Annotated in this window: 27 protein-coding genes; 21 read left to right on the top strand and 6 right to left on the bottom strand. The window is 71.0% G+C overall.

Going from position 1 to position 25,846, the window contains the following annotated elements:
• From Q7W02_15195 to Q7W02_15165, 7 genes are all read left to right on the top strand, one after another.
• On the top strand, positions 1 to 321 hold the full coding sequence (locus Q7W02_15195; GenBank protein ID MDO8477513.1) for a thiosulfate oxidation carrier complex protein SoxZ: 321 nt from the start codon (positions 1 to 3) through the stop codon (positions 319 to 321).
• Entirely contained in the window at positions 318 to 1,001 is a 684-nt protein-coding gene (locus tag Q7W02_15190) for a TlpA disulfide reductase family protein (protein MDO8477512.1), read from the top strand. Before Q7W02_15195 ends, Q7W02_15190 begins: the two co-directional genes overlap by 4 nt.
• Positions 1,002 to 1,086: 85 nt before the next feature.
• On the top strand, positions 1,087 to 2,790 hold the full coding sequence (locus Q7W02_15185; GenBank protein ID MDO8477511.1) for an FAD-binding protein: 1,704 nt from the start codon (positions 1,087 to 1,089) through the stop codon (positions 2,788 to 2,790).
• Entirely contained in the window at positions 2,787 to 3,134 is a 348-nt protein-coding gene (locus Q7W02_15180) for a succinate dehydrogenase (GenBank protein ID MDO8477510.1), read from the top strand. Before Q7W02_15185 ends, Q7W02_15180 begins: the two co-directional genes overlap by 4 nt.
• A complete protein-coding gene (locus tag Q7W02_15175) occupies positions 3,125 to 3,841 on the top strand; it encodes a succinate dehydrogenase/fumarate reductase iron-sulfur subunit (GenBank protein ID MDO8477509.1) in 717 nt (238 codons plus the stop codon). The genes Q7W02_15180 and Q7W02_15175 overlap by 10 nt, the downstream gene beginning before the upstream one ends.
• 221 nt (positions 3,842 to 4,062) lie before the next feature.
• Entirely contained in the window at positions 4,063 to 4,191 is a 129-nt protein-coding gene (locus tag Q7W02_15170) for a hypothetical protein (GenBank protein ID MDO8477508.1), read from the top strand.
• Between the two features lie 27 nt (positions 4,192 to 4,218).
• Positions 4,219 to 4,593, top strand: a complete 375-nt coding sequence (locus Q7W02_15165; GenBank protein ID MDO8477507.1) for a peroxiredoxin-like family protein — start codon at positions 4,219 to 4,221, stop codon at positions 4,591 to 4,593.
• Here Q7W02_15165 and Q7W02_15160 read toward each other — a convergent pair.
• Together Q7W02_15160 and Q7W02_15155 are read right to left on the bottom strand one after the other, a co-directional pair.
• On the bottom strand, positions 4,590 to 7,568 hold the full coding sequence (locus tag Q7W02_15160) for a tetratricopeptide repeat protein (protein MDO8477506.1): 2,979 nt from the start codon (positions 7,566 to 7,568) through the stop codon (positions 4,590 to 4,592). The genes Q7W02_15165 and Q7W02_15160 overlap by 4 nt on opposite strands.
• On the bottom strand, positions 7,565 to 8,959 hold the full coding sequence (locus Q7W02_15155) for a tetratricopeptide repeat protein (GenBank protein MDO8477505.1): 1,395 nt from the start codon (positions 8,957 to 8,959) through the stop codon (positions 7,565 to 7,567). The genes Q7W02_15160 and Q7W02_15155 overlap by 4 nt, the downstream gene beginning before the upstream one ends.
• A gap of 106 nt (positions 8,960 to 9,065) precedes the next feature.
• On the opposite strand from Q7W02_15155, the gene mgtE reads away from it, so the two are divergent.
• The 9 genes from mgtE (at position 9,066) to murG (ending at position 18,253) form a co-directional block, all read left to right on the top strand.
• A complete protein-coding gene (gene mgtE, locus Q7W02_15150) occupies positions 9,066 to 10,412 on the top strand; it encodes a magnesium transporter (protein ID MDO8477504.1) in 1,347 nt (448 codons plus the stop codon).
• Between the two features lie 279 nt (positions 10,413 to 10,691).
• The gene (locus Q7W02_15145; GenBank protein MDO8477503.1) at positions 10,692 to 10,901 is read left to right on the top strand and encodes a hypothetical protein; all 210 of its coding nucleotides are present in this window, start codon (positions 10,692 to 10,694) and stop codon (positions 10,899 to 10,901) included.
• Between the two features lie 10 nt (positions 10,902 to 10,911).
• The gene (locus Q7W02_15140; GenBank protein MDO8477502.1) at positions 10,912 to 11,937 is read left to right on the top strand and encodes a GntR family transcriptional regulator; all 1,026 of its coding nucleotides are present in this window, start codon (positions 10,912 to 10,914) and stop codon (positions 11,935 to 11,937) included.
• A 4-nt stretch (positions 11,938 to 11,941) separates the two neighbouring features.
• Positions 11,942 to 12,577 carry an HAD-IA family hydrolase gene (locus Q7W02_15135; GenBank protein MDO8477501.1) on the top strand — a complete coding sequence of 212 codons (636 nt, stop codon included), beginning with the start codon at positions 11,942 to 11,944 and terminating at the stop codon, positions 12,575 to 12,577.
• Between the two features lie 125 nt (positions 12,578 to 12,702).
• Positions 12,703 to 14,025 carry a replication-associated recombination protein A gene (locus Q7W02_15130; GenBank protein ID MDO8477500.1) on the top strand — a complete coding sequence of 441 codons (1,323 nt, stop codon included), beginning with the start codon at positions 12,703 to 12,705 and terminating at the stop codon, positions 14,023 to 14,025.
• A complete protein-coding gene (locus Q7W02_15125) occupies positions 14,022 to 15,344 on the top strand; it encodes an MFS transporter (protein ID MDO8477499.1) in 1,323 nt (440 codons plus the stop codon). Before Q7W02_15130 ends, Q7W02_15125 begins: the two co-directional genes overlap by 4 nt.
• Positions 15,345 to 15,491: 147 nt before the next feature.
• A complete protein-coding gene (locus Q7W02_15120; protein ID MDO8477498.1) occupies positions 15,492 to 16,601 on the top strand; it encodes a D-alanine--D-alanine ligase family protein in 1,110 nt (369 codons plus the stop codon).
• Positions 16,602 to 16,605: 4 nt separating this feature from the next.
• Positions 16,606 to 17,109, top strand: a complete 504-nt coding sequence (locus Q7W02_15115) for a hypothetical protein (GenBank protein ID MDO8477497.1) — start codon at positions 16,606 to 16,608, stop codon at positions 17,107 to 17,109.
• A gap of 22 nt (positions 17,110 to 17,131) precedes the next feature.
• Entirely contained in the window at positions 17,132 to 18,253 is a 1,122-nt protein-coding gene (murG, locus tag Q7W02_15110; protein ID MDO8477496.1) for an undecaprenyldiphospho-muramoylpentapeptide beta-N-acetylglucosaminyltransferase, read from the top strand.
• Here the strand turns inward: murG and Q7W02_15105 are convergent.
• A complete protein-coding gene (locus tag Q7W02_15105; GenBank protein MDO8477495.1) occupies positions 18,228 to 18,893 on the bottom strand; it encodes an endonuclease III domain-containing protein in 666 nt (221 codons plus the stop codon). The genes murG and Q7W02_15105 overlap by 26 nt on opposite strands.
• Positions 18,894 to 18,904: 11 nt before the next feature.
• Between Q7W02_15105 and Q7W02_15100 the strand changes: the two genes are divergently transcribed.
• A complete protein-coding gene (locus Q7W02_15100; protein ID MDO8477494.1) occupies positions 18,905 to 19,978 on the top strand; it encodes an ABC transporter substrate-binding protein in 1,074 nt (357 codons plus the stop codon).
• Here the strand turns inward: Q7W02_15100 and Q7W02_15095 are convergent.
• The 3 genes from Q7W02_15095 to speD are packed head-to-tail and all read right to left on the bottom strand — an operon-like array spanning position 19,975 to position 21,934.
• The gene (locus Q7W02_15095) at positions 19,975 to 20,556 is read right to left on the bottom strand and encodes a Maf family protein (protein MDO8477493.1); all 582 of its coding nucleotides are present in this window, start codon (positions 20,554 to 20,556) and stop codon (positions 19,975 to 19,977) included. The two genes, Q7W02_15100 and Q7W02_15095, sit on opposite strands and share 4 nt — an antisense overlap.
• Positions 20,553 to 21,473 carry a polyamine aminopropyltransferase gene (speE, locus tag Q7W02_15090; GenBank protein MDO8477492.1) on the bottom strand — a complete coding sequence of 307 codons (921 nt, stop codon included), beginning with the start codon at positions 21,471 to 21,473 and terminating at the stop codon, positions 20,553 to 20,555. The genes Q7W02_15095 and speE overlap by 4 nt, the downstream gene beginning before the upstream one ends.
• Positions 21,470 to 21,934, bottom strand: coding sequence for an adenosylmethionine decarboxylase (speD, locus tag Q7W02_15085; GenBank protein MDO8477491.1), 465 nt, complete (start codon positions 21,932 to 21,934; stop codon positions 21,470 to 21,472). Before speD ends, speE begins: the two co-directional genes overlap by 4 nt.
• Positions 21,935 to 22,248: 314 nt before the next feature.
• Between speD and Q7W02_15080 the strand changes: the two genes are divergently transcribed.
• The 4 genes from Q7W02_15080 to Q7W02_15065 all read left to right on the top strand — a co-directional run bounded on the left by Q7W02_15080 (position 22,249) and on the right by Q7W02_15065 (position 25,749).
• Complete coding sequence (locus Q7W02_15080; protein ID MDO8477490.1) at positions 22,249 to 22,731, top strand: arginine decarboxylase, pyruvoyl-dependent; 483 nt, start codon at positions 22,249 to 22,251, stop codon at positions 22,729 to 22,731.
• 66 nt (positions 22,732 to 22,797) lie between these two features.
• Positions 22,798 to 23,655: an agmatinase gene (speB, locus tag Q7W02_15075; GenBank protein ID MDO8477489.1), complete on the top strand. Its 858-nt coding sequence runs from the start codon at positions 22,798 to 22,800 to the stop codon at positions 23,653 to 23,655.
• Between the two features lie 4 nt (positions 23,656 to 23,659).
• Positions 23,660 to 24,433 carry a class I SAM-dependent methyltransferase gene (locus Q7W02_15070; protein ID MDO8477488.1) on the top strand — a complete coding sequence of 258 codons (774 nt, stop codon included), beginning with the start codon at positions 23,660 to 23,662 and terminating at the stop codon, positions 24,431 to 24,433.
• A 155-nt stretch (positions 24,434 to 24,588) separates the two neighbouring features.
• Positions 24,589 to 25,749, top strand: coding sequence for a class I SAM-dependent rRNA methyltransferase (locus tag Q7W02_15065; GenBank protein ID MDO8477487.1), 1,161 nt, complete (start codon positions 24,589 to 24,591; stop codon positions 25,747 to 25,749).
• The last annotated feature ends 97 nt before the right edge of the window (positions 25,750 to 25,846 follow it).

The raw sequence follows: 25,846 nt of genomic DNA, 5'->3' as shown, positions 1-25,846 counted from the left end.
ATGGGGCAGGTGAAGATCAGGGTGCCGGACTCGGTCGCGCGCGGGTCGGTCGCGCGGGCGCGGGCGCTCCTGATCCACCCCAACGAGCGCGTCGAGCGCAAGGACGGGAAGTCGGTGGACAGGAACTACCGCTTCGTCAACCGCATCGTCGTCAACTACCTCGGCCGCGACATCGCGGAGTTCGACACCTCGACCTCGATCGGCGAGAACCCGTCGTTCGGCTTCGCGTTCAGGGTCACCGAGCCCGGGCCGCTCAAGGTCACGTTCTTCGACAGCCACGGATCGCGCTTCGAGGGCTCGGCCGAGGTCAAGCCGGCGTGAGCGCATCCCGCCGCGCGGGCGCACTCGCGATCCTGTTGGTACTCCTGGTCGCTTGGCTCCCCCCGGCGCAGGGGCAGGTGGACACGGAGGAGGAGCGAGAGCGCGAGGAGGCCCGGGAGCGCGCGATAGAGAAGAGGATGCAGCCGTGGCAATACGACCTCTACAAGCGGGAGCGGGACCGGAACAAGCTGAGGGATAAGACCGAGCTCGACCGGCTGGTCGAGGCGGCCCGGCTCTTCCCGCTCGTCGGCAAGGACCCGCCCTCCTTCACCCTGCTGCGCGCCGACGGCAAGCGCGTGGCCCTCTCCGACTTCGCGGGGCAGGTGGTCCTGCTCTACTTCTGGAGCACGACGTCGCCCTACGCCTCGGACGAGCTGTCGTTGACCATCGACAAGCTCCAGCGCGAGCTTCTCCCGCGCCGCTTTACGGTGCTGGCCGTCACCACGAAGGAGACGTCGGAAGCGGTCGCGCCCTGGGTGAAGAGCCGTGGGCTCTCGCCGGTCTTCCTCCTCGACGGAGACGGCGGCGTGACCGACATCTACAAGGTCAAAGTGGTGCCCACGCTCTACCTGATCGGCCGCGATCACAAGCTGGTCGGCCGCGTGACGGGCACCCGCTCGTGGGCAGAGGGCCCGACCCGCGAGCTCCTCGACTACCTGCTCAAGGCGCCCGCCCGCTGAGGGCGCCTCGTCGGATTGCGCCCGGACCCGGCCCGGGGCTATAGTCACCGCGGAGCGCGCCATCGACATCCTCGAGACCGATCTTTTGATCCTGGGCGCCGGCGGCGCCGGGCTCTGCGCCGCCCTGCACGCCGCGGACCGCTCGCCGCACCTGTCGGTGACCGTCGTCGTCAAGGGGTTGCTCGGCCGCGCGGGCTGCACGCGGATGGTCCAGGGCGGCTACAACGCCGTACTCGCCTCCCCCGACTCTCTCGACGCGCACCTCCTCGATACCCTTGCGGGCGGCGGCTGGATCAACGACCAGGAGCTCGTCTGGACGCTCGTCACCGAGGCGCCCGGGCGCGTGCTGGAGCTCGAGAGCCGCTACGGCTGCTTCTTCGACCGCCACCCCGACGGCCGCATCCACCAGAAGCCCTTCGCCGGCCAGACGCACGACCGGACCATCCACAAGGGAGATCTGACCGGCATCGAGATCATGAACCGGCTGACCGAGCAGGTGTGGATTCGCCCTTCCATTCGCGCGCTGGAGGAACACCGGGCGGTCGAGCTGCTCAGCGACGGCGCCGGCCGCGTCGGCGGGGCGCTCGTGCTCGACATCCGCCGCGGGAGCTTCACCGCGGTGCGCAGCCGCGCCACGCTGCTCGCGATGGGCGGCGGGCCGACGATGTACCGCGTCATCGCCTGCTCGGCGGACAAGGCCGCAGACGGCATCGCGCTGGCGCTGCGCGCCGGCGCCCCCGTTAAGGACATGGAGATGGTGCAGTTCCATCCCACGGGCCTCGTCGTGCCGAACTCGCTCATGACCGGCGCGCTGCTCGAAGAGGGGCTCCGGGGGGCGGGGGGCAGGCTCCTCAACGGCAAGGGCGAGCGCTTCATGTCGCGCTACGATCCGGGGCGCATGGAGCGCTCCACGCGCGACCTCGTCGCGCGCGCCTGCTTCACCGAGGTGCAGGAGGGCCTCGGCAGCCCGAACGGCGGCGTGTGGATCGATGTGTCTCACCTTGGCGCGAAGCTCGTCGAGACCAACTTCCGGGGCATGGTCAAGCGCTGCCGCGACTTCGGTCGGGATCTGGCCCGCGAGCCGGTCGAAGTGGGCCCGACGGCGCACTTCATGATGGGCGGGGTGGTCATCGACGCCTCGTGCCGGACCGCCATTGAGGGACTCTTCGCCGCCGGCGAGGATGCGGGTGGCGTCCACGGCGCGAATCGGCTGGGGGGCAATGGCGTGGCCGACTCGACCGTCTTCGGCGGGATCGCGGGCGACGTGATGGCGGAGTGGGTCGTGGGCCGGTCCCTGCCGCGGTTGTCCACGCCGGACGTCGAGGCGCCGGCGGCCCGCATAGTCGAACCCCTCGGGCGCGGTGAGGGCGGCGAGGGTCTCTACGCGCTCCAGCAGCGGCTGCGCGACGTCATGTGGGAGCAGGTGGGCCTCGTGCGTCAGGCCTCGGGCCTCAAGGCGGCGCTCCGCGAGATCGAGGACATCGGCCAGCGCGCGCCAAGGGCGGCCGTGCCGGGCGGGACGACCTACAACCTCGCGTGGCAGGACTGGCTCAACCTCCAGAACCAGGTCGCAGCCGCCTGGCTCATCGCGCGCAGCGCGCTCGAGCGCGAGGAGAGCCGCGGCTCGCACTTCCGCCGCGACCACCCGGACACCGGCGCCGAGCTGTACAACATCCACGTCGCCGGCGGCGACACGGCGGGCTTGCGCGTCTGGAAAGAGCCGACGCGGCTCACGCGCCTCGCGCCCGACGGCGAGCGCCAGCCGACAGGCGTTGAGGTCGGGGATTGAGCGCGCGGCGCGCCGAGCCGGTCCGTGACCGGAAGATGCTCACGCGCCGCATGGGCTCCGCCGAGGCGTGGCGGGACACCAAGGTGGGCATGTGGGCGTGGCTGCTCCAGCGCGTCGCGGCCATCGGCCTCGTGGCGGTGATCGCGGCGCACCTGAAGAACCCCTTCGCGCGCCCCGTCCAGGCGGCGCTCCTCGCCCTCGTGCTCTTCCACGGCCTGCTTGGCGTGCGCGCCATCCTCCTCGACTTCGGCCTGCCGGCGCGCTGGCACCGGCTGCTCTTCCTGCTGGCGCTCCTGGTCGGCGTGGCGGCCTTCGCGGCCATCTGGAGGTGGCGATGGTACTGAAGGTCTTCCGCTGGAGCCCGGGCTCGCGCGAGCGCCTGCAGAAGTACTGGGTCAAGGCCCTCCAGGGCATGACGGTCCTCGACGCGCTGGTCGAGCTCCAGCGAAACTCCGATGCGACGCTCGCCTTTCGCTACGCCTGCCGCGTGGGCATGTGCGGCTCCTGCGCCATGGTCGTCAACGGCCGCGAGCGCTGGGCCTGCCGGACCTTGCTCTCGAATCTCGACCGCGGGCCGGTGACCGTCCGGCCGCTGTACCAGTTCCCCTTGATCCGCGACCTCGTCGTCGACATGGCTCCGATCAAGAACAAGATGCTGGAGATGAAGGCGGTCTTCGTCCCCGGCCGCCGGGCGATGGACGGCGACGGGTTCGCCCTGATCGGCTCGCGCACGCGCGAGCGGCGCGCCATCGACGCCGCGATCGAGTGCATCGGCTGCGGCATGTGCGTCTCGGCCTGCACCATGGTCAGCCACGACCCGCGCTTCCCCGGGCCCGCGGCGCTGAACCGCGTCTTCACGCTCCAGCGGGACAGCCGCGACGGGGCTCATGCCGATCGCAGCCAGGCGGTGCTCGCCGAGGACGTGTTGACGCGCTGTCACGGCCAGGCCAACTGCACCGCCGTCTGTCCCATGGAGATCTCGCCCACGGACTCGATCCTGGCGCTCAGGCGCCGTGCCGTGCTCCGACTATTCGGTATCGGCCCCCGCTAATCCTCCCGCGCGGCGGCGCCGTCGTCCGGTACTGGGCCAGGTTGCGAGCCAGACGAGGCCCGAGGGAGCCAGTCACGCGAGGCGTACGTGGGTGTACGTTGAGCGTCGCTGGCGACCGAGAACGTGGAGGTTCGAGCTGAGCGGCCCCGCCGTGAGGCAAGGGCTGAGTAAATCTGGCAAAGCAAATTGGCCCAGTACCCGGAAGCGGGTAGAATCGCGCCATGTCCGACACTGTGGCATCGCGGCTCGCGCGCCTCACGGTCCTCGACGCCGAGGGTCGCGCCGTCACGCTCGGCGGCTCCTGGGCCGACCAGCAGGCCGTCCTCGCCTTCGTCCGCCACTTCGGCTGAATCTTCTGTCGTCAGCAGGTCGCTGACCTGGCCGCCGCCGAGCCCTCGATAGTCCGGCGGGGCGCCGCGCTCGTCGTCGTCGGGCCGGGAAAGCCCGAGTACCTGAAGGGTTTCCGTGAAGTCACGGGCTACGCGGGCCCGCTCTACGCGGACCCGTCGCTGGAGGCCTTCCGCGCGGCCGGCCTCGCCTATGGCTGGGGCAGGACCTTCCATCCCGGGAGCTTCGTGAAGGGTCTGCGGGCGTTCGCGAAGGGCTTCAGGCAGGGCGCGCGGCGGGGGGATCCGGTGCAGCAGGGCGGCGTGTTCGTGCTGGGGCCGGCGGATCGCGTGCGCTACGAGTGGCGGGACCGCTTTGCGGGTGACCACGCACCGATGTCCGACGTCGTGGCCGCCCTCGATTAGTTGACCCCGAGAGCTTTCAGCCCCTTCTTCGCGGCGTCGGCCACGTCCGGCTCGACGCCCTTCCCCGCCAGCAGCTTCTTGTACACGATGATCGCCGAGTCGGGCTGCTTGAGCGCGGTGAACGACTGCCCGGCGCCGAGGAGCGCGCGGCGCGCGAGCGGCGTGTCGGGCGCGACGTAGGCCGCCATCATGTACGAGTCGACGGCCTGCTGGTGACGGCCCGCGCCCCGGAGCCCTTCACCGAGGCGGTACGCCGCCTCGGCAGCCACCCCCCCATCCCCCGCCTCCACCGCGCGCTCGAGGAGCGGCCGCGCCTCGTCCCAGTTTCCGGCGAGCAGGAGCACCCTGGCGTTGCCGAGAAGCGCCGCGCCCTGGAAGGCATGGAACTCGCGCTCCACGCGCGTGTAGACGTCGAGCGCCCCAGCCCCGTCGCCGGCCGCCTCGCGGGTACGGCCCAGCAGTACGAGCGCGCGCGGCAGCTCGGGGTCCCTCGGCGATGCGTCGATGAACTCCTGGAGCCTCGCGCTCGCCTCCGCGTGGGCGCCAGTTCTATAGCCCGCCTCGGCGTAGCCGTGCCGCGCCTCGCGTCCGGTCTTGTAGCCGGGGTAGCGGCCGGTCAGGAGCTGGAAGCTCTCGCTCGCCACCGGCCACTCCCCCGCGCGCGCGGCCGCCGTGCCTACGAGCGACAGCGCCGTCGGCGCGGCATCGCTCGTCGGGAACTCGTTGACCGCGCGCATCGCGAGCGTGCGCGCGTCCTTCCACCGCCCCTCGTCGGCCGCCAGCGCCGCCACGGCCGCGAGCACGTAGGGCGTGATCGCCGGATCGGCCGGCCGCGCGAGGAGCGCCTGGGCGAAGCGCTTGAAGTCGTCGCTCTTGCCCTGGTTCCACAACACGGCGGCCATGCCGTACTCGGCCGCAGCCGCGACGGCGCCCGCCCCCGTGTCGCGCGCCTCGACGAATTCCCGCTCGGCCTCGTCCCACTGCCCGAGATCGAAAGCGACGCGCCCGAGCCCCAGGTTCGCCGACGCGCCCTCGCCCTGCCCCTGCGCGCTCTTGAACTCGCGCGCGGCCTCCGCGGCCTTGCCGGTCGTCACGAGGACCACGCCGCGCGCGAGCCTCATCCGCCCGACGTAGGGAGACAGCGGCGCGCGGCGGATCAGCTCCGTGAGATCGGCGAGGACAGTCGGGGCCCGGCCGGCGCGGATGGCGAGGATCGACCGGTTGAGCCGCGCAATGTCCGCGTACTCGCCTTCCGGGTAGCGCGTGACGAGCCCGTCGAGCAGCGCGCGGGCGCCCGCGGTGTCGCCCGAGCGCGCCGCGAGCTCCGCCGCCAGAAGGAGCGCGGCGGGCGCCCGCGGATCGGCGCGGTTAATCGTGGCGAAGCGCGTCCAGGTGTCGCGCGCCGCCTCGAGACGCCCGCGGCGGAACTCCGCCCAGCCTAGCGCCAGCAGGACCGAGGGCGCCTGCGGCGAGGTCGGGAACTCGGCGAGAAACCGGCTGTAGCGCGCCGCGGCCTCGTCCCAGGCGCGACCGGCGTAGGCGGCCTCGCCGCCGAGCGCGAGGGCCGCGCCGCGGAGCTCGGCCGTCAGCGGCTCGTTGAGGAGCGCGTCGATGCGCGTCCGCGCCTGGGCGATCTCGCGGCTCTCGAGATCCGTCTGCGCCAGGCGCAGCCCCGCGTACCAGCCGAGCGCCGGCGCCCCGGGACGCGCCAGGACGAGCTCGAAGCGGCCGCGGGCCTCCGACATCTGGCCGGCGTCGCGCTCGACCTCGCCGGCCAGCAGGAGGACGTAGGCGCGCGTGGCGGGCTCGAGGGTGCGTCCGAGGAGCTCCTGCTCGAGCGCCCGCGCGTCGTCGGCGCGGCGGCTCGAAGTCGCCCAACGATCCACTGCCAGGAGTACAGGCAGGCCGAGCGCGCCCGCCTTGTCGGCGGCGTCGAGCGTGCGCGCTTCGGCGAGGGCGGCTGCATAGTCGTCGAGGTCGAGGAGGGCCAGCGCGAGCCCGGCCCTCGCCCAGAGGATCTCGGGCATCTTCGGATACGCCGACATCACCCCGCGGTAGGTCTGCACGGCCGCGAGCGGCTCACCTGCCGCGCGGCTCCACCAGGCGAGGCGCAGGAGCGCCGTGTCGATCTGGAGGCGCGGGCCGCCGCCGGTAAAGGTCTTGAGCCGCGCGACGGCCTCCTTGTACTCGCCGAGCCGCCCCAGCGTGTCGCCGAGCCAGAAGGGCGCCTCTCCTGCCACCGGCGCGGGCAGGGTCCGGCCGAGGAGGCGGGTCCAGACCTCGCGCGCTTCGGCGTAGCGCCCGAGACCGTACAGCGCCACGGCGCGGCCGTGCTGCGCCCAGGGGACGAGGTCCGGAGGCGGACCGCTCTTGACGAGCGCGTCCAGCGTCGCGAGCCCCCGCGCCGGATCGCCCGCCATCAGCGACAGCCAGCCATACTTGAGCGCGGCGTGAAACCCCACGTCCGAGCGCGGGTCGCCCTGGACCACGAGGAGCATCGCCTGCGCCGCCTGGTCGGGCTGGCCGAGCCGGATCAAAGTCTCGCCCAGCCAGTAGCGCGCCTCTCGAAGCAGGGGCGCCTCGGTCGCGCGCTTGGCGGCGCCGTCGAGCGCTTCGCGCGCGTCTTCGAACTCGCCGCGCTGGAAGCGCGCGCGGCCGCATTCGACGAGCTCGGAGACGACGCCGAGCACGGTGCCGAGCGGGTTGCACGCGAGGAAGCGCGGCGGCGGCGCGGCCGCCACGGGCTGGACCGCGAGGTCGGTCTCCACGCGGGCCCGCGGCAGCGGCGGCACGGGTTGGGGCGAGGGTGGATACGCCGCGAGCGAGCCCGGAAGCGCCGGCTTGTCCAGCGCCGGCGAGACCAGCGGCAGGACCTCGGCCAGGTCTGGCGGCGGCAGCTTGAACGCGGGCTCGACGGCGGCAGCCGGGGCAACGGAGAGAAGCAGGAGCGCGGCCGAGAGGAGCGGGCGGGTCATCGCTTCTTGTCCGTCTTGGGCGCCGGCTTGGGCGCCGGCTTGGGCGCCGGCTTGAGGTGGGCCGCGATCGCCGCGCGGCGCGTCTTGGCCCAGTTGGCCAGCGTCTTGTCCGGGCTCTTCTCCGCGACGTCTTCGTAGTACTTCGCGGCCTGCGTCCACTGCTTCTGGTCCTCGTGGGCGAGCCCGCTGCCTGCCAGCGCGCGGAAGTGGAGCGCGGGCTCGAGCCCGGGCGTGTCCGCAGCGGCCTGGAAGGCCGGGAGCGCCTGGGCGGGGTGCCGTAGCTTCATCTCGCTCTCGCCGACGACAAGGAGCGCCTCGCCCCGCACGGCGTCCTCGGGGCTCTTGGCGGCGGCGCGCCCCAGCGTCGCGGCGTCCTTGAAGTTCTTCTTGCCGAACGCCGTCTGAGCCTGCTCCAGCGAGGCGCGGGCGGTCAAGACGTGCTCCGGGAATTCTTTCCTGAGCCGCGCCCACGCGGCGTCTGCGTCGCGCGGGCGGTCGAGGGCCGCCGCGATGGTGCCCGCGTCGTAGAGGCCTTCGGGCGCCGGAGGCTTCTGGCCCATCAGCGCCGCGTACTCCTCGGCGAGCTCCTTCTTCTTGCCGGCCTTGATCTGGGTGTCGAGCGCTACGCGGCGCGCGGAGAGCGCCAGCTCGTGCCCCGGGTTGGCCCGCGCGAAGGCCCGGAGCTCGGCCACGCCCTTGTCCATGTCGCCCGCCGCCAGCCGGGCGCGCGCCAGGTAGTAGCGCGCCTCCGGCACCAGCCGGTGCTCCGGGTACTTCGCCGGGAACGGCTCGAGCACCGCCACGGCCTCGTCGGCGTGCTTCGTCTCGATGAGGGCGCGGGCGAGCTGGATGGCGGCCGAGGGCCCCGCCGCGTGATCGGGAAATTCCTTGACGAGCCGTCCGAACTCGATCACGGCCGCATCCCGGCGCTTGAGCTCGAGGTCGGTCCAGCCGATCGAGTAGAGGGCGTCGGGGAGGAGCGGCGAGGCAGGCTCGGCCGAGATGACGCGGGCATAGGCCGCGCGCGCGTCGGTGAAGCGCTTCAGCCGGTACAGCGTCTCGGCCTCCCAGAAGCGCGCTTCCTGGGGCTTCCCGGGAACGGGCGAGAACCCCTCCGTCTTCCTGAAGGCGTCGAGCGCGGCCTCGAGAGACCCCTGGGAGAGCCGGGCCTTGCCCAGGAGGAGCATCGCCTCGCCAGCCCGCTTGTCACCGGGGAAGCGCTCGAGAAAGCGCTCGAGCGTGCGGCGGGAGAGCGCGTAGAGCCCGTCCTCGTAGGACTTCTCGCCGACCAGCATGAGGCGCTCGGCCTCGTCGAGGGCCAGCGCGGGCCCGGCGGAGACGGCTACGAGTCCCGCGAGGAGCAAGCCGGAGAACGCGCGGAGGTGCACCATACGGATACCGTCAGGCTACCACGGTGCCCCGGCCCGGCCTCTACTGATGGATATTCCGTCGCGGCAACGCGGGCAGCCCGGTACAATCGACTCCGGAGATCACACCATGGACACGAGCGAGCGCCTGCTACGCGCAGCCGAAGAGCTGCTCCAGAACCGCGACGACGTTCGCGCAACTCAGGCGCTCGTCGAAGCCCACGCGGCCGACATCGCCCACGTGCTCCAGCAGCTGCCGCTCGCCGACCGCGCGACGATCTTCCGCTCGCTCCGGCAGGACCAGGCCGGCGACGTCCTGTCCGAGCTCGACGACGCCACGCTGCTCGAGCTCGTGCGCGCCCTGGACGACGTCGAGGTGTCGATGATCCTCGACCGGATGCCGGCGGAGCACGCGGCCGACGTCGTGGACGAGCTCTCGAGCGAGCATGCGGAAAAGATCCTGGACCTCATGGAAGAGGAGAAGTCGGAAGAGATCCAGGAGATCCTCGAGTATCCCGAAGACTCGGCGGGGCGCCTCATGTCCCAGGACGTCGTGGCAATCCGCGAGACGTCGACCGTCGAGGAGGCCATCCAGCACATCAGGAAGACCGTCACCGAGGAGCGCCCCTTCGGCGTGTACGCGGTGGACGATCACCAGCACCTCATCGGGCGGGTGCCGCTCCGGCGCCTCCTTCTCGCCGACCCGCGCAGCCTCATCCTCGGCATCCTCGAAGCGGAGGAGGTCGTGAGCGTCAACGCGACGATGGACAAGGAAGAGGTCGCGCGGGTCGTCGTGAAGTACGACCTCGTGACCGTCCCGGTCGTGGACGACCAGAACCGGCTGGTGGGCACCATCACCGTGGACGACGTCATGGACGTGGTCCAGGAGGAAGCATCGGAAGACATCTTCCGCATGGCCGGCTCGGATGCCGCCGAGCTCGAGCGCCGCTCCCCGCGCCAGGTCGCCATGCTGCGCCTGCCCTGGGTGCTGCTGACGCTGCTGATCGAGATGCTGGCGGGCGTGGTCATCCACTACTTCGACCAGACCCTCGGCAAGGTCATCCTCCTGGCGTCCTTTATGCCGGTGATCCAGGCGATCTCCGGCAATACGGGCCTCCAGTCGGTAACGATGGTCGTGCGGGGCTTGGCGACGGGACAGGTCCAGCTCAGCCGGTGGTGGGAGCCGCTCTGGAGGCAGGCCCAGACGTCCGCCATCCTCGGGGCTGTCTGCGCCGTGGTGGTCGGCTCGATCGGGCTCTTGTGGCACTCCTTCACCTTCGGGTTCGTGGTCGCCACCTCCATGTTCGTCTCGGTCAATCTCTCGGGCTGCGCGGGGACGGCGATCCCCATGCTGTCCAAGCGGCTGGGCTTCGACCCCGCCCTCACGGCCGGCCCGTTCGAGACCGCCTTCCAGGACGTTCTCGGCGTCACGATCTTCCTCTCTCTCGCCACCCTCCTCCTCCGCTGGCTCGTCTAGTGCAGGCGGCTGAAAAAGGCCCATCTGCGCCATTTAGCATGAAGACTGTGGGGGCGCCCTCGGCCGCACGCTCAACGTACAGGAGTACGCCTCGCGTGCGGCCGGCGGGCGCCGCCTCGCATCTGGACCTTTTTGAGCCGCCTGCGAGCGGGGGTGTTTTCGGGCCCGCCCAGCTATGTCGCCGGGAGTTGCGTGTGGCCGGTTAATAGTGTATCAATGTACCAATACACTATTACGGAGACCGCAAGACGGGCAGAGAGGCCCGAAAGGAGGACGGACGTGATCAACTACTACCTGGCTGAGCAGATCGGGAAAGACCGGCTGGCAGAGGCGCGGGCCATGGCGACCCAGGCGAGACTGATGGGCTCCACGCGCCCGACCCCCGTTCCCCTGCGGGTGGCCCTGGGGCTGGCGCTGATCCGGGTGGGCCGGTCCCTCGCGGGACAGGCTGTCAAGAGCGCCACCGGGCCGCGACGCGCCACGGTCTAGCACCACATTCATGGCGCGTGAGTCGTCACGCATAGCGCCACCCTCGGGGCTCCGGGTCAACCGCAAGAGCGCCGTGCCCGTGCACGTGCAGCTCATGACCCAGATCCGCCACCTGATCTCCACGGGCGCGCTCAAGCCGGGCATGCAGCTGCCCACGGTGCGCCAGCTGGCGGGCTTCCTCCGCATCAATCCCAACACGGTCGCCCGCGCCCTCGCCGACCTCGAGCGCGACGGCTATGTCGAGGGGCAGCAGGGACGCGGCACCTTCGTGGCCGACCGCCCGACGCGGGAGGGGCGCGCGGCGCACAGCCTCCAGCGCCTGGTCGGCGAGAGCCTCGAGCGCGTGCGGCGGCTCGGCTTCACACAGGACGAATTCCTGGCCGCGCTGGCCTCGAGCGCGCCGGCGGGCCGCGCGGGCAAGGTAGCGCGCCGCCGCGCCATCCTGGTCGAGTGCAACGACGCGGAGCTGGCGCGCTACCGAGACGAGCTCGAGGCGGAGCTGCCGCTCCAGGTCGACCGGATGCTGGTGGACGAGTTCGAGGCGAAAGCCGCCCGTGATCCCGGCTTCCTCAAGGGTTACCGGGTCGTGATCACGACCTTCTTTCACATCCACGAGGTGAGGCGCGTCATGCCGCCGGACGGCCCGCCTACCGTGGCCCTGCTGGCCGAGGCAAGCATCAAGACGCTCCTGCGGCTGACCGAGCTGCCCGAGGGCTCCACCGTGGGACTGGTCTGCACGACCGCGAGCGGCGGCCAGAACCTCCTGCGCTCCGTGCAGTCGGCGGGGCTCATGCACGTCACCCCGGTACTCGCTTCCACGGACGACAGCTGGTCGCTGGACCGCATGCTGGAGCGCACGCGCACCGTCGTCTGCTCCGAGCAAGCCGCGGCCCGCATCCGGGAGAGCCTGCCCAAGGATGTCGAGCTGATCGTGGCCGACCGTACGCTGGACAGCGGCGGCATCGAGCTCCTACGCGATCTCCTCAACCAGCCCGACCGCGGGCAGCCCGACCGCGGGACTGCGCACGGCGGCTGAGGCGGTGACGCAGAGCCCTCCCGTCTGCGTCTTCGACCTTGACCACACCCTCGTCAGCTCGCCGCTCGATCTCAAGGCGGTGGGGCGCGAGATGGAAGCATTCGTGCGCGAGCGGGGCCTGCCCCTGCCCCGGCGCGAGCTGCGCTGGTCGGGGCCCGAGCTGTTCGCCTTCGTGCGAAGCGAGGCCCCCCATCTCGAGGCGGAGATCCTCGCCATTCCCCAACGCCACGAGCGGCACGCCATGGAGCAGGCGGTGCTGGAGCCCTTCGCCGACGAGGCGCTCCGCGCCATGAGGCAACTGGGCTTCGCCACCGCGATCTGGACCAACAACGACCGCGTGGTCGCCGACTTCGTCCTCGCGCGCTTCGACCTGCTGCCTCACCTGGACCTGGTCGTGACCCGCGACGACGTCACCGCGCTTAAGCCGGATCCCGACGGCCTCCGCGTGGTCCGCCTACGCTGGCCCGCGGCGCCCCACATGGTGATGGTGGGCGACGCCTGGGTGGACGGGCTCGCCGCCCAGGCCGGCGGCATTCCCTTCATCGCCTACCGCGCGGACCCGGCCGAGCTCGACCGCCGCGGCGTCAGCGTCACGGCCCGCATCACCTCGCTCCTCGATCTCCCCGCTGCGCTGGCGTAGCCCCCCACTCTCTCAGCCCTCGCCTCACCGCCCGAGGCGAGCGTTTCGGCTCGCACTGCCTCTCAGCCCTCGCCTCACCGCCCGAGGCGGGCGTTTCGGCTCGCACTGCGGGGTATACTCCCGCCGTGGATCTCTTCGATCCCCCGCCGTCCGCCACGCCCGCCGCCCCCGCTCCGCTCGCGGATCGCATCCGACCGCGCACCCTCGACGAGGTCGTGGGCCAGCAGCACCTGATCGGCCCGGGCAAGGTCCTCCGCCGCGCGCTCGAAGAGGGGCAGCTTCACTCCATGATCCTCTGGGGCCCGCCGGGCACCGGCAAAACGACGCTTGCGTCGCTCATGGCGCACGTCGCGGGCGCGCGCTTCGTGCTCTTCTCGGCGGTGCTGGCGGGCGTCAAGGAGATCCGGCAGGTCGTGGCCGAGGCCGAGGCGGACCGGGCGCGCGGCGGCAAGCGCACCATCCTCTTCGTGGACGAGATCCACCGCTTCAACAAGAGCCAGCAGGACGCCTTCCTGCCCCACGTCGAGAAGGGCACGCTCATCCTCATCGGCGCCACCACGGAGAACCCGTCCTTCGAAGTCAACGCCGCGCTCCTCTCGCGCTGCCGCGTCTACGTGCTCCAGCCGCTGTCGGAGGAGGACATCGTGGCCATCCTCGAGCGCGCGCTGCGCGATCCCGAGCGCGGGCTCGGCGGGACGGCCGCCGCTGCCGATACCGACGCGCTGAGGCTGATCGCGCGCCTCTCGGACGGCGACGCGCGAGGCGCGCTGAACATCCTCGAGCTGACGGTGACGCTGCACGCGGGCGCGGTGACGGAAGGCGCGATCCGCGACGCCGTCCAGAAGAAGGCGCTCCTCTACGACAAGTCGGGCGAGGAGCACTACAACCTGATCTCGGCCCTGCACAAGTCGCTGCGCGACTCCGACCCCGACGGCGCGCTCTACTGGCTCGGGCGCATGCTGGAGGCCGGTGAGGACGCGCTCTACGTCGCGCGGCGCCTCGTGCGCTTCGCCTCCGAGGACGTGGGCAACGCGGACCCGCAGGCGCTGCGCCTGGCGCTCGACGCCAAGGAGGCCTATCACTTCCTGGGCTCGCCCGAGGGTGACCTCGCGCTCGCGCAGGCGGCCTGCTACCTGGCGCTCGCGCCCAAGTCGAACGCCGTCTACGCCGCGTGGAACCAGGTCCGCCAGGACATCCAGGACAAGCCCGCCGAGCCCGTGCCGCTACACCTCCGCAACGCCCCGACCGGGCTCATGGCGAACCAGGGATACGGCAAGGGCTACCAGTACGCGCACGACGCAGCGGAGGCGCGCGTGAGCCAGGAACATCTGCCCGAGGCGCTGCGCGGCCGCGTCTATTACCGGCCCGTGGACCGCGGGCTCGAGAAGGAGTTGGCAGCGCGCCTCGAGGCGTGGAGGAAGTGGCGGGAGCAGCAGGGCAAGCGGTGAGCGCCCGCGGCCGACTCGCCTACAGCGCCCGCGGCCGGTTCACCTACAGCGCCCGCGGCCGGTTCACCTACAGCGACCGCGCCTGGCTCGCCGCCATCTGCGCCTCCGAGCTCGGGACACTGCTGGTCTTCTCCAACTTCTCGGCGCTCCTGCCCATCCTCCAGAAGGACTGGGGGCTCAGCAATAGCGAGGCGGGACTGATCGTCTCCTTCTACCAGTTCGGCTATATCGGCGCGGTCATGATCCTCGCGACCCTGACCGACTACATGCCGCCGCGCCGCATCTATCTCTGGAGCGCGTTCTGGACGGCCGCGGCCAGCCTGGCCTTCGCGTTCTGGGCGCAGGGGTTCCTCTCGGCCATCCTCCTGCGCGGCGCCGTCGGGCTCGGGCTCGCCGGCACGTACATGCCGGGCATGCGCATGGTCGCCGAGCGCTTCGCTGAAGGCCGGCGCGGCTTCGCCATGGGCTGCTATATCGGCAGCTTCACCCTTGGCACATCCGTGTCGCTCCTGCTGACGGGCTGGGCCAATGGGCTGTGGGGCTGGCGCTGGGCCTTCGCGCTGACGGCGGCGGGGCCGCTCCTGGCAGGGCTGATCGGCTGGTTCGTCCTGCCCCGTGGGATGGCGGCTGCGCCCAAGCCCGTTCCCTCGAGCGGGAGGCCAGGCGCCGCCAGCACCAATAGAGAGCGGCTGGGCCCTGTCCTCAAGAACCGCCCCGCCATGCGGCTCATCACGGCCTACGGTGCGCACACCTTCGAGCTCATGGGCATGCGCGGCTGGATCGTCCCCTTCTTCACCGCGAGCCTCGTCGCCTCGGGAGCGGCCCTGGCCGAGGCCAACCAGCGGGCCGCGCTCGCGGCCTCGGCCGTGCTGGCCATCGGCGCCCTGCCCCATCCCTTCACGGGCCTGGTCTCCGATCGCTTCGGCCGCGCGCGGCCGATCAGCGTGCTCATGCTGCTCTCGGCGGCGTGCTCGTTCGCGATCGGCTGGGGTCTCGCCTGGCCGTTCTCCACCCTCGTCGCGCTCGGGCTCCTCTACGGCGTGCTCATCACGTCCGAGTCGGCCATCGTCTCGACCGGCATCGCCGATGCGGCCGAGTCGACCTATCTCGGGCGAACCATGGCGCTCCAGTCCACGGTGGGCTTCACGGCCGGCGCGCTGTCACCATGGGCCGTGGGATTCGTGCTCGACTGGGCGCCGCGCTGGGGCGCCTCGGCCGAGTCCAAGTGGATCTGGGGCTTCGGGCTCCTCGGCGCCGTGGCGCTGCTGGGACCGCTCACGGTGCGCTTCAAGGAGTTCACGCGCGCAGGCTGCCGATAAGGGGCCATCTGCTTCGTTGGCGCCCTTGACCGCAGGCTCGACGTACAGAGAGTACGCCTCGCCTGCGATCTTCGGGCGCCGCCTCGCATCTGACCCCTTCTCGACAGCCTGCGTGGCCATCTAGCGACCCTCTGTTAGAGTAGGGCGATGGCGAAGAAGCTCCGCGTGGGCGTGGTCTTCGGCGGCGAATCGGGCGAGCACGAGGTGTCGCTCGCCGGCGCGGCGTCCGTGATGGCCGCCATGGACCGCGAGCGCTTCGAGCCGGTGCCGATCGGCATCACGCGCGAGGGGCGCTGGCTCGTGGGCGGCGACCCGCTGCGGGCGCTCGCCCAGGAGGCCGCGGGCAAGGCGCTCGGCGAAGGCGGCCCCGAGGCGTCGGTCAAGCAGGAGCTCGCGGTCCGCGCGGGCGGCGCGGCGTCCTCGACGGCGCTCCAGCGCGTCGAGTCGAGCGAGGGCCTGCCGCCGGGCCTCCGTGAGCGGCTCGACGTGGTCTGGATCATGCTCCACGGCCCCCGCGGCGAGGACGGCACGATCCAGGGCCTGCTCGAGCTGGCGGGGCTGCCGTACGTGGGCGCGGCCGTGCTCGCCTCGGCCATCGGCATGGACAAGGCCGCGATGAAGGACATGTTCCGCGCCCATGGTCTGCCGGTCGTGGACTATCTCGTCGTGAAGCGCCACGAATGGCGGCGCGACCCCGCCGCGATCGAGCGCGCCGTCGCTGAAACCATCGGATTCCCCTGCTTCGTCAAACCCGCCAACCTCGGCTCGAGCGTCGGCATCAGCAAGGTCAAGGCGCCGGAGGACCTGGCCGCCGCGCTGGCCCTGGCCGCCGGACACGACCGCCGCGTGCTGGTCGAGCGCGCCGTGCAGGGGCGAGAGGTCGAGGTCGCCGTGCTGGGCAACGACGAGCCGCAGGCATCCGTCCCGGGCCAGGTCTGCTTTGCTCGCGAGTGGTACGACTACGAGACCAAGTACGGTGCCGGCCACACGACCTTCAAGGTGCCGGCGCCGCTCGGCCCCGAGGTGACGGCGCGGGTGCGCGAGCTGGCGATCCGCGCGTTCAAGGCCATCGACTGCGCGGGGCTCGCGCGCGTGGACTTCTTCATCGAGGGGGAGGCGGGCGTGCTCGTCAACGAGATCAACACCCTGCCCGGCTTCACCGCGACGAGCGCCTACCCCAAGCTCTGGGAGGCCTCGGGCATCTCCTACACCGAGCTGATCTCCCGCCTGATCGATCTCGCCCTCGAGCGCCGGTGAGCGCATGCAGCGCGGCTTCGGCCTCATCTCCGTCCTGATCTCTCTCCTGATCGTCAGCGCTCTCACGGGGGTGATCCTCCAGGGGTACTTCCAGGCGACCGTCGGGCCGCTCACGCGGGACCTTTCCGGGGAAAGCGTCCGTCCGGACCAGGGCGCGCGGCTCGCCGAGGCCCAGGGGCTGCTCACCCGCACCATCGTGGCGCTGACCCTCTGCGCGCAAGCCAAGGGCCTGGCCGGCCGCTCATGCTCGTTCGCCGAAGTCGCCGGGAACGCCGGCGTCGGACCGACGGGCCAGAGCGCCGACGGACGCTGGCAGATCACCGTCGCCCACCTCAGCACGAGCGCCGCGGGGTCCGTACCCGTCGGCCAGGTCTCCGTCGCGGGTGTCGGCGGCAACGCCAAGGGACTCTCCGCCTCCCTCTTCGCCACGCCGGACGGCAGCATCACACGCTGCGACGCCTCGGGCGGCCCGCCGCCGTCGAGCCCGTCCTTGGGCCAGGGCTGCTGATGGGCCAGGGCTGCTGATCGGCGTGCGCGTCGTCATCGCCGGCGGCGGCACCGGCGGGCACACGAGCGCGGGGCTGGCGGTGGCGGCGGCGCTCGTCCGGGACGGCGCAGAGGTCCACTGGATCGGCAGCCACGATGGCGTCGAGGCGCGGCGCGTGCCCGAGGCGGGCCTGCCCTTCCATCCCATCTCGACGGGCAAGCTCCGCCGCTACTGGGACCGGCGCAACGCGAGCGATCTCCTCGTGCGCGTGCCCGCGGGCCTGATCCAGTCCTGGAGGCTCCTGCGGAGCCTGAGACCCGCGGTTCTTTTCTCCTTGGGCGGCTTCGTCAGCGTGCCGCCCGCGCTCGCGGCCCGCGTTCTCGGCATCCCCATCGTGGTCCACGAGCAGACGGCCGTCCCCGGCCTCGCCAATCGCTTGACGGCGCGCTTCGCCGCCCGGATCGCCGTGTCCTTCGCCGTGTCCTCTCCTGGGTTGGGCAGCGGATTCCCGACGGACCGGGTCGTCCTGACGGGCAATCCCGTGAGAGAGGAAATCCTGGGAGGCAGCCGCGAGGCCGCGCTCGGGCACTTCGGCTTCGACGCGGCTAGGCCGCTGGTCTACATCACGGGCGGCGCCCAAGGCTCTCACCGGATCAACCGCGTGGTGGGCGAGGCGCTGCCGCGGCTTCTCGCGATCTGCCAGATCCTCCACCAGTGCGGTGACAACGCCGAGACCGGCGATCACTCCTGGCTCCAGGATCGGGCCCGCGCCCTGCCGCCTGCGATCCGGCCGCGCTACGCCGTGAGAACATACATCGGCGCCGAGCTCCGCGACGTCTACGCGGCGACGACCCTGCTCGTGGGGCGCAGCGGGGCGGGCACCGTCATCGAGTGCTGCAGTCTCGGCGTGCCGGCCGTCTTCATCCCGCTTCCGGGGGCGAGCGGTGACGAGCAGACGGCCAACGCCGGGCTCGTGGAGGCCGCGGGGGGCGCCGTGGTCCTTCCGCAGGGCGATCTCACGGTAGAGCGCCTCGTGGACACGCTCACGCGCCTCCTGGCGGATCGCGCGGCCCTCGAGGCGATGGGCGCGCGCGCCCGGACGCTCGCCGTCCCCGACGCCGCCCAACGCCTGGCCCGGCTCATCCGCGAGGTCGCCGCCCCCTGAGGTCGAAGCGCAGCGGGCAGCCCTCGCATCGGGGCCGCGCGCGGCAGTGAGACTTGGCGACGGCCACCAGGAGCGCGTGGAGCTCGTTGAAGAGCGCCGGGTCGCCGGGCAGGTGCCCCTCGAGGAAACGCCTGAGCTCATCGTAGCCGATGTCGGCGGGCACCATCCGGTGGCGCGAGAGCACGCGGCGCGTGTAGGCGTCGGCGACGAAGACCGGCCGCCCCAGGGCGTAGAGCAGTATGGCGCCGGCTGTCTCGGGGCCGATGCCGGGCACCGCGAGGAGCTGGGCTCTCAGGGTCTCGAGAGGCGCCCCGCGCAGCCGGTCGAGGCGCCCGCCGGCTCGCGCCAGGAAAAAGACCGCGAGCGCGTGGAGACGCCGCGCCTTGAGACGCCAAGTCCCCGCTGGGCGGATGAGCCGTCCGAGCCGCGGTAGCGCCAGCCGGGCCAGCCGCCGGGGCCCGAGCCTCCGCGCGGCGCGGAGATTGTGTATGGCCCGCTCGACGCCAGGCCAAGCGGTATGCTGGGTCAGGACGGCACCCACGGCGACTTCGAAGCGGCTCCGGGCCGGCCACCAGTCCTGAGGGCCGTAGCGGGCGTGCAGTGCTGTATAGACGCGCAGGAGACGGTGGCGCAGGCTCACGGGGAGGCTTGATGACGGCAGCGGGATTGGGACTCTGGGCCGCGATCACCATCGCTGTGGCGGGACCGGCAACCTCGCCAGAGTACCTGCCGCTCTTCGTCGCCCAGTCGGAAGGATACTTCGCCCAGGAGAAGCTCGAGGTGACGCTCACGATCGAGCGCTCGGAGAGCGACGCCGCGCAGGCGATGGCCCGGGGCCGCGCCGATATCGCCGCCACCTCGCTCGACGCGGCCTATCGCCTGGGACATGTCAAGGGCGCCCCGCCGCCGCTCCTCTTCGGCCTGACGGCGGCGCCGCCTGTCGCGATCCTCGTCTCTCCGGGCCACAAGGAGACCGTCCGCTCTCCCCGCGACCTGCGCGGCCAGCCCGTGGGCCTGCCCGGCGTCGGCACGCCCGAGCAGGCGATGCTCGCGACCATTCTCGCGCGCGCGGGCGTCAGGATCTACCATGTGCCGCTCAGGAGCTTCTCCAACCGTGCGCTCGCCGGCGCGCTCGAGCAGGGTGAGGTGGCGGCCGCCGTCATGGCCGACCCCTGGGTCACCCGCTTGGTAGAAGACGTGGAAGTTCGAGGCGCAGCCGGAGGCGAGCCGAGGGCTGAGAAGAGCGCAGTTCGAGGCGCAGCCGAAGGCGAGCCGAGGGCTGAGAAAAACGCAGTCTCCATACTTGTGGATCTGCGGACCCGATCCGACGCGGCCCGCTGGCTCGGTGCCGAGACGGTCCACGCCGCCCTCTTCCTCCGTGCCGACGCCGCAGTCGGAGAGCAGGATCTCGTCGCCCTGGCCAAGGCACTCCTCCGCGCAGTGGCCCGCGTCAGCGACGCCCCCGCGGAGACGCTCGCCGCCGGCCTGCCGGCGTCGGTGATCGGCCAGCCCGGCGACTTCGCACTGCGCGTGGCCGGCGCGCGGCAGATCTATCTGCCCCGTGGGCGGGTCACGGAAGACATGCTCAAGGCGAGCCTTCGCCAGGCCCGCGAGCGCGTCGAGATGCCCGCCGCCGTCAAGCTGCCCTGGTTCCGGTGGTCTCCCCTGCTCCGCACCGGCCCGCTCGAGCGGGCCACGGTTGCGGGAGAGCCGCCGCCCCGCTAGACGAGCCCCCACCGCTTCAACAGCCGCCGCGTCGTCTCGACCGGCAGGCCGACCACGTTGGTGAAGCAGCCGTCCACGCGGGCCACGAGCCGGGCACCGAGCCCTTGGACGGCATAGGCGCCGGCCTTGTCGAGCGGCTCGCCGGTCGCCACGTAGGCCGCGATCTCCTCGGCGCCGGCGTCGATCATGGTCACCCGCGTCGTCACGGCGAGAGTCTCCTCTCGGCCCGACGGCGCATCGACGAGGGCAAGGCCGGTGACAACCTCGTGGGTGCGGCCGCTGAGCTCCCGGAGCATGCGGGCGGCGTCGGCTGTATCGCGGGGCTTGCCCAGGTAGCGGCCGTCCAAGACCACCTCGGTGTCGGCACCCAGGACAACCGCCGGGCCGCCCGTCCACTCGCGCGCGACGGCGCGCGCCTTGTCCAGCGCGACGGCGGCCACTGCCGCCTCCGCCGGCCCCGGCGGATGGACCTCGGCGATACGGCTCGGCTGCACGGTGAACGGGATGCCGAGCCCCGCGAGGAGATCCTGACGGCGGGGCGAGGCAGAGGCGAGGACGAGGGCTGGCTTGCTGCTCAGCTGACGATCAGGGGGTTCTTGTCCGTAATGACCCGGTCGTTCTTGGCCAGGGCATTGGTCAGGAACTTGGGCAGGTTGAATGAGTGCAGGTGCGCGGCCCCGTTCCAGTAGCCGAGAGTATCTGGGTTCATCCGCGAAGAAATCAGCCCGTCGATTTCGCGAGCCGTCTGCTTGCGCGGGTCGGTGCCCTTGGAGGCCAGGATGAAGCCCCAGGGAGTCCCGAAGCAGGAGATGAAGCCCTGGTACGGCGCGACGACCTGGAACACCTCGCGGAGGGTCCGGTTGACGGCGCCGTAGAAGAACAGCTCGTTGATCTTGGTCATGCCCGCCTGCATGGTCATGATCCCGTTGTCCGTCAGCCGGTCGCGGATCAGGGTGTAGAACTCGGTCGTGAAGAGCAGGCAGGCCGGGCCCTCCCCGAGCGGCTCCGGCAAGTCCACCACGATCAGGTCGAAGCGCTCCTTGGTCTTCTCAAGGTAGGCCCGGGCGTCCTCGTGGAGCACCCGGGTGCGCGAGTCCTCGAAGGCGCCCTGGTGCATCTCGGGCAGGTGCTTCTTACACTCCTCGACCACCTCGCCGTCGATATCCACCATGAGGCAGTCGCTGATGCTCGGATGCCGCAGGATCTCCCTGACCGTGGCGCCCTCGCCCCCGCCGATGACCATGGCGCGGACCGGCTTTGGGTGTGCCAGGAGGCCCGGCTGGACCAGGATCTCGTGGTAGATGAACTCGTCGTGCTGGCTCGACTGGATGCGGCCGTCGAGGACCAGGACCTTGCCGTAGGAGTGAGTCTCGAAGATCTCCATGAACTGGAACTTGGTCTGGCGGGTGGCGATGGTGCGGGCGATGGCGTGCATGTGGCCTTCAACCGGCGTGGTGCTCTCGAAGAACCACTTGTACTGCGGGGGACCGCTCATCCTCCCACTGGCACCTTGGCGCCTGGCACCTTGGCGACTGGCATCTTGGCGACTGGCACCTTGGCGACTGGCATCTTGGCGCCGGCCGGCTTGTGGGGCATGGGTGAGGCCTGGAGAAAGATGCCGCGCTGGAGCTCGACGACGGAGGCCCGGCAGGCCCCGAACTGCTCGACCAGGTAGTTGGCCGCCGTCTGGGGCTGGAGCACGTCGCCGCAGGAGAAGATGTCCACCGCAGCGAAGCGGTACTCGGGCCACGTGTGGATGGCGAGGTGCGACTCGGCGATCACGACAACACCGCTGATGCCGAACGGGTTGAACTCGTGAAAGACGACGTCGACGATGGTGGCCTGGGCGCGCTTCGCCGCCTCCACCATGGACGCCTTCACGGTCTCAAGGCTGTTAAGCGCTTCCGCGTCGCAGTCGAACAGCTCGAGCAGCAGGTGTCGCCCCAGTGCTTGCACTCTTTTTCTCCTCTCCGTTCGTTTCTCGCTCGCGAAAAACCTGCGAATGCGATTTTTCTGAATGTAGGGCCATGTTTTTAGCATTGCAAGGAAAAAATGCCCTCTCCGGAGGCTGTCGGCGAGGCCGAGGCGCCCGCCGCGGGCCCGATCGGCGGTCGTCAAGCGGCGGGATGAGCCGCCGTGGAGCCGCCGGCCGAGCGATCGGAAGCCGGCCGGCGGCCACTTTTCTCTTGCGTTCCACTCCCGACTCGCTAACATGGGCGAAGAAAAATTTCCGCGGCGTTTCACTTCAACCAAGGAGGCGAGGAGGAGAAATGGGCTGGAAACCGGTGACCAAGGCAGCCACGACGTCCGGAAGCGCTGAGGGAACGACCCCGCTCAACGCCTTCGACAACGCCCTCCTGGCGGCGGGCATCGGCAACATCAACCTCGTGAAGGTCTCCTCCATCCTGCCGCCCGAGGCCGCGATTGTGGACCTGCCCCGGCTCCGGCCCGGCGCGGTCGTGCCCACGGCCTACGCCGCCATGACCAGCGAAGTGCCCGGCGAAGTGGTCGCCGCCGCGGTCGGCTGGGCCCGCCCCGCCGACCCCAAGGCCAACGGCGTGATCATGGAATTTCACGACAAGGCCACCCGGGAAGAGGCCGAACGGGCCATCGTCCACATGCTGGAGGAGTCGTTCAAGAGCCGCGGCTGGACGATCCGCGACATGAAGGTCTGCGCCGTCGAGCACCGCGTCGAGCGCACGGGCTGCGCCCTGGCGGCCGTGACGCTGCTCTCCGACGACGACGTCGTTTAGTTCGGGAACTGCGAACTGCAGGACGTCGCGGGGCTGGGGCCCCGCCGTCCGAGGCGAGCTACCCACGTGACGCCAGCCGACCCACGCTTCATCGCGTGCCGGGCGCCCTACCCGGACGCCCGTATCGTCCTCTTCGGCATCCCCTTCGAAGGCTCCGTCAACCTCCGCACCGGCGCCGACCACGGCCCCCGGGATCTCAGGATCGCCTCGGACTCCATCGAGACCTACTCGCCCGCCCTCGATCGGGATCTGGAAGATCTCGGCATGGCCGACCTGGGAGATTGCGAGCTGGGCTCTGGGAGCCCCCGGGAGCAGCTGCAGAGGGCCCGCGAGGAGGTGCGCGGCTTCTGGCGGCCGGGCCTCCTGCCCGTCATGCTGGGCGGCGACCACACGGCGACCTTGCCCGTGATCGAGATCCTGGCTCCGGCCATCCCCGACCTTCGCATCCTCCAGCTGGACGCCCATCCCGACTTGAGAGAAGAGTTCCTCGGCGAGCGCTACAATTACGCCTCAGCCATGGCCCGCGTGATGGACGTCGTCGAGCCCGAGCGGGTCTACCAGGTGGGCATGCGGACGGGTGCCCGCGAGGAGTACCGGCGCCGGGCGCCGCACCTCTACCCGGCGCACGCCATCCACCCGGTCGAGGCCGTCCGAAGCCTCGTGCCCGAGCTCAGCCGGCACCCGCTCTACGTCACGATAGACGTGGACGTGCTCGACCCATCGGAGGCGCCCGGGACAGGCGCTCCCGAGCCCTGCGGGCTCAGGGCCTCTGAGCTGGTCGAGATCGTCCGGCTGCTCGAGCCCTGCACGGTCGTGGGCACCGATCTCATGGAGGTCGCCCACGTCTTTGACCCGTCGGGGCGGACGGGCATCACCGCCTCCTGGATTCTCCGCGAGGCGATTCTCACCTGGTGGGGAAAATGAGGCCGTGAGCCAGAAGGGTCAGTACTCGGCGCCGCGCTACTACGAGATCGCGTTCGACATGAACCGGAAGCAGGAGGTGGACTTCCTCGCCCACTGCTTCCGCCGCTATGCGAGGCGCCCCGTGAAGACCGTGCTCGACATCGCCTGCGGCACGGGCCCGCACCTGATCAGGCTCGGCCGGCGCGGCTACCGCATGTCGGGCCTCGACCTGTCGCCCGAGAATATCGCCTTCCTCCGGGAGCGGGCGGCGGAGGAGGGCCTCGACGTAGGTCTCCACGTGGCGGACATGACCCGCTTCACGCTGCCCCGCCCCGTGGACGCCGCCATCTGCATGCAGGACTCGCAAGGGCACCTGCTCACGAACGAGGCCATCCTGGCCCATCTCCGCTGCGTGGCCAAGGCCGTCCGCAAGGGCGGACTCTACGTCTTCGACCGCTACATGTGCTCGTCGTGGACCGACCCGGCGCGGCGCTGGTCCTGGACGAGGCGGCGCGGGCGGGCGACGGTGCGCGCGACATTCGAGGCCCTCAAAGACCTCAACCCGGTGACCCAGACGTTCTACGAGGACATGGAGCTCGAGGCGCACGAGGACGGCCGCCGGCACGTCTACCGCCAGCGTCACGCCTCCCGCATGGTCTTTCCGCAGGAGCTCCGGGCGCTGGTCGCATTGGCGGGAGGCTTTGACCTGGTCGAATGGTTCTACGGCTTCAGGCCCCACCTCAAGCTCGACCGGGCCCACCACCCGCTCCTGATGGTCGTCGTCCTGAGAAAGCTCTGAGGAGTTTCCCCTCACCCCGGCCCTCTCCCCAGCGGGGAGAGGGAGAATTGAAACCCTCGCTCCCTCTGGGGGAGAGGGCCGGAGTTCGAGCTGAAACGCTCGCCTCGAGCGGTGAGGCGAGGGCTGAAACAGTGAGGGGGAGCGTCTAGACCACTATGGCCAGGCTCATTCTCAAGCGCGGCGCCGAGCATCGAGTCAACGCCGGCCACCCCTGGATCTACCGGACGCAGGTCGCCGACCTCAAGGGCTTCTCGCAGGCCGGCGAGGCCGTCGAGGTGGTGGATGCCGGCGGCCGCTACCTCGGCCAGGGCTTCTACAATCCCCGCCCGTCGCTCTGCTGTCGCCTCCTCACGAGGCGTGACGAGGCCATTGACGCCGCGTTCTTCAGGCGCCGGCTCGAGGCCGCCTGGGAGTACCGCCGGACGGCAGGCCTGGTCTCCGATGCCTATCGCCTCTGCTGGAGCGAGGCGGACGGGCTGCCCGGTCTCGTGGTGGACCGTTACGGCCCCGTGAGCGTGGTCCAGTGCCTGACGCTCGGGATGTTCAAGGCGGAGGGCTGGATCTTGGCAGCCCTTTGGCGGCAATTCCCCGACGGGAGCATCCACCGGCTCGACGAGCCGACGGCGGCACACCTCGAGGGCTTCGACGCCCGCCAGGATCCGGCAGGGCAAGAGCTCGTGGTCACCGAGGGTGACTGCCGCTTCGGCGTCACCCCCGGCGCGGGCCACAAGACCGGCCTCTACCTCGACCAGGCCGAGAACCGCGCCCTCGTAGCTCGGCATGCCGACGGGCGGCGCGTGCTCGACGCCTTCTGCTTCTCGGGCGGCTTCGCCTGCCACGCGCTTCGCTCGGGCGCTACCCAGGCGCTCCTGCTCGATTCGTCGGCCGCCGCTCTCGCGCTGGCGCGACGGAATCTGGAGCTGAACGGCGCGACGGCCCGGGCGGAGCTCAGGGAGGGCAATGCCTTCGACCTCCTGCGGGGTCTCGAGGCGGCAGGCGAGCGCTTCGGCGTGGTCGTCCTCGATCCTCCGCCCTTCACGCGTCGGAAGGACGCGATCGAGGCGGCGGCGCGCGGCTACAAGGAGATCAACATCCGGGGTCTCAGGCTGCTCGAGCCCGGCGGGGTGCTGGCGACCTTCTCCTGCTCGCACCACATCACGCCGGGGCTCTTCGAGGAGATCTGCCGCGAGGCCGCCGGCGATGCGGGCGTCAACGTGCGGGTGCTGCGCACGCTGTCCCAGAGCCGCGACCACCCCGTCCTATTGACCGTCCCAGAATCCCGCTACCTGAAGGGACTACTCCTCGAAGCGGTCTGAAGTCTTTGTCCGAGGTGGAGGGCGTCGAGAAGGGTCCAGATGCGAGGCGGCGCTCGAAGGTCGCAGGCGAGGCGTAGCCCTGCTACGTTGAGCCTGC

It is taken from the genome of Candidatus Rokuibacteriota bacterium (genome assembly GCA_030647435.1).
Lineage (GTDB): Bacteria > Methylomirabilota > Methylomirabilia > Rokubacteriales > CSP1-6 > AR37.
Note: the sequence above shows the minus strand (reverse complement) of the source record. Positions and strands in the feature narration are given on the sequence as shown.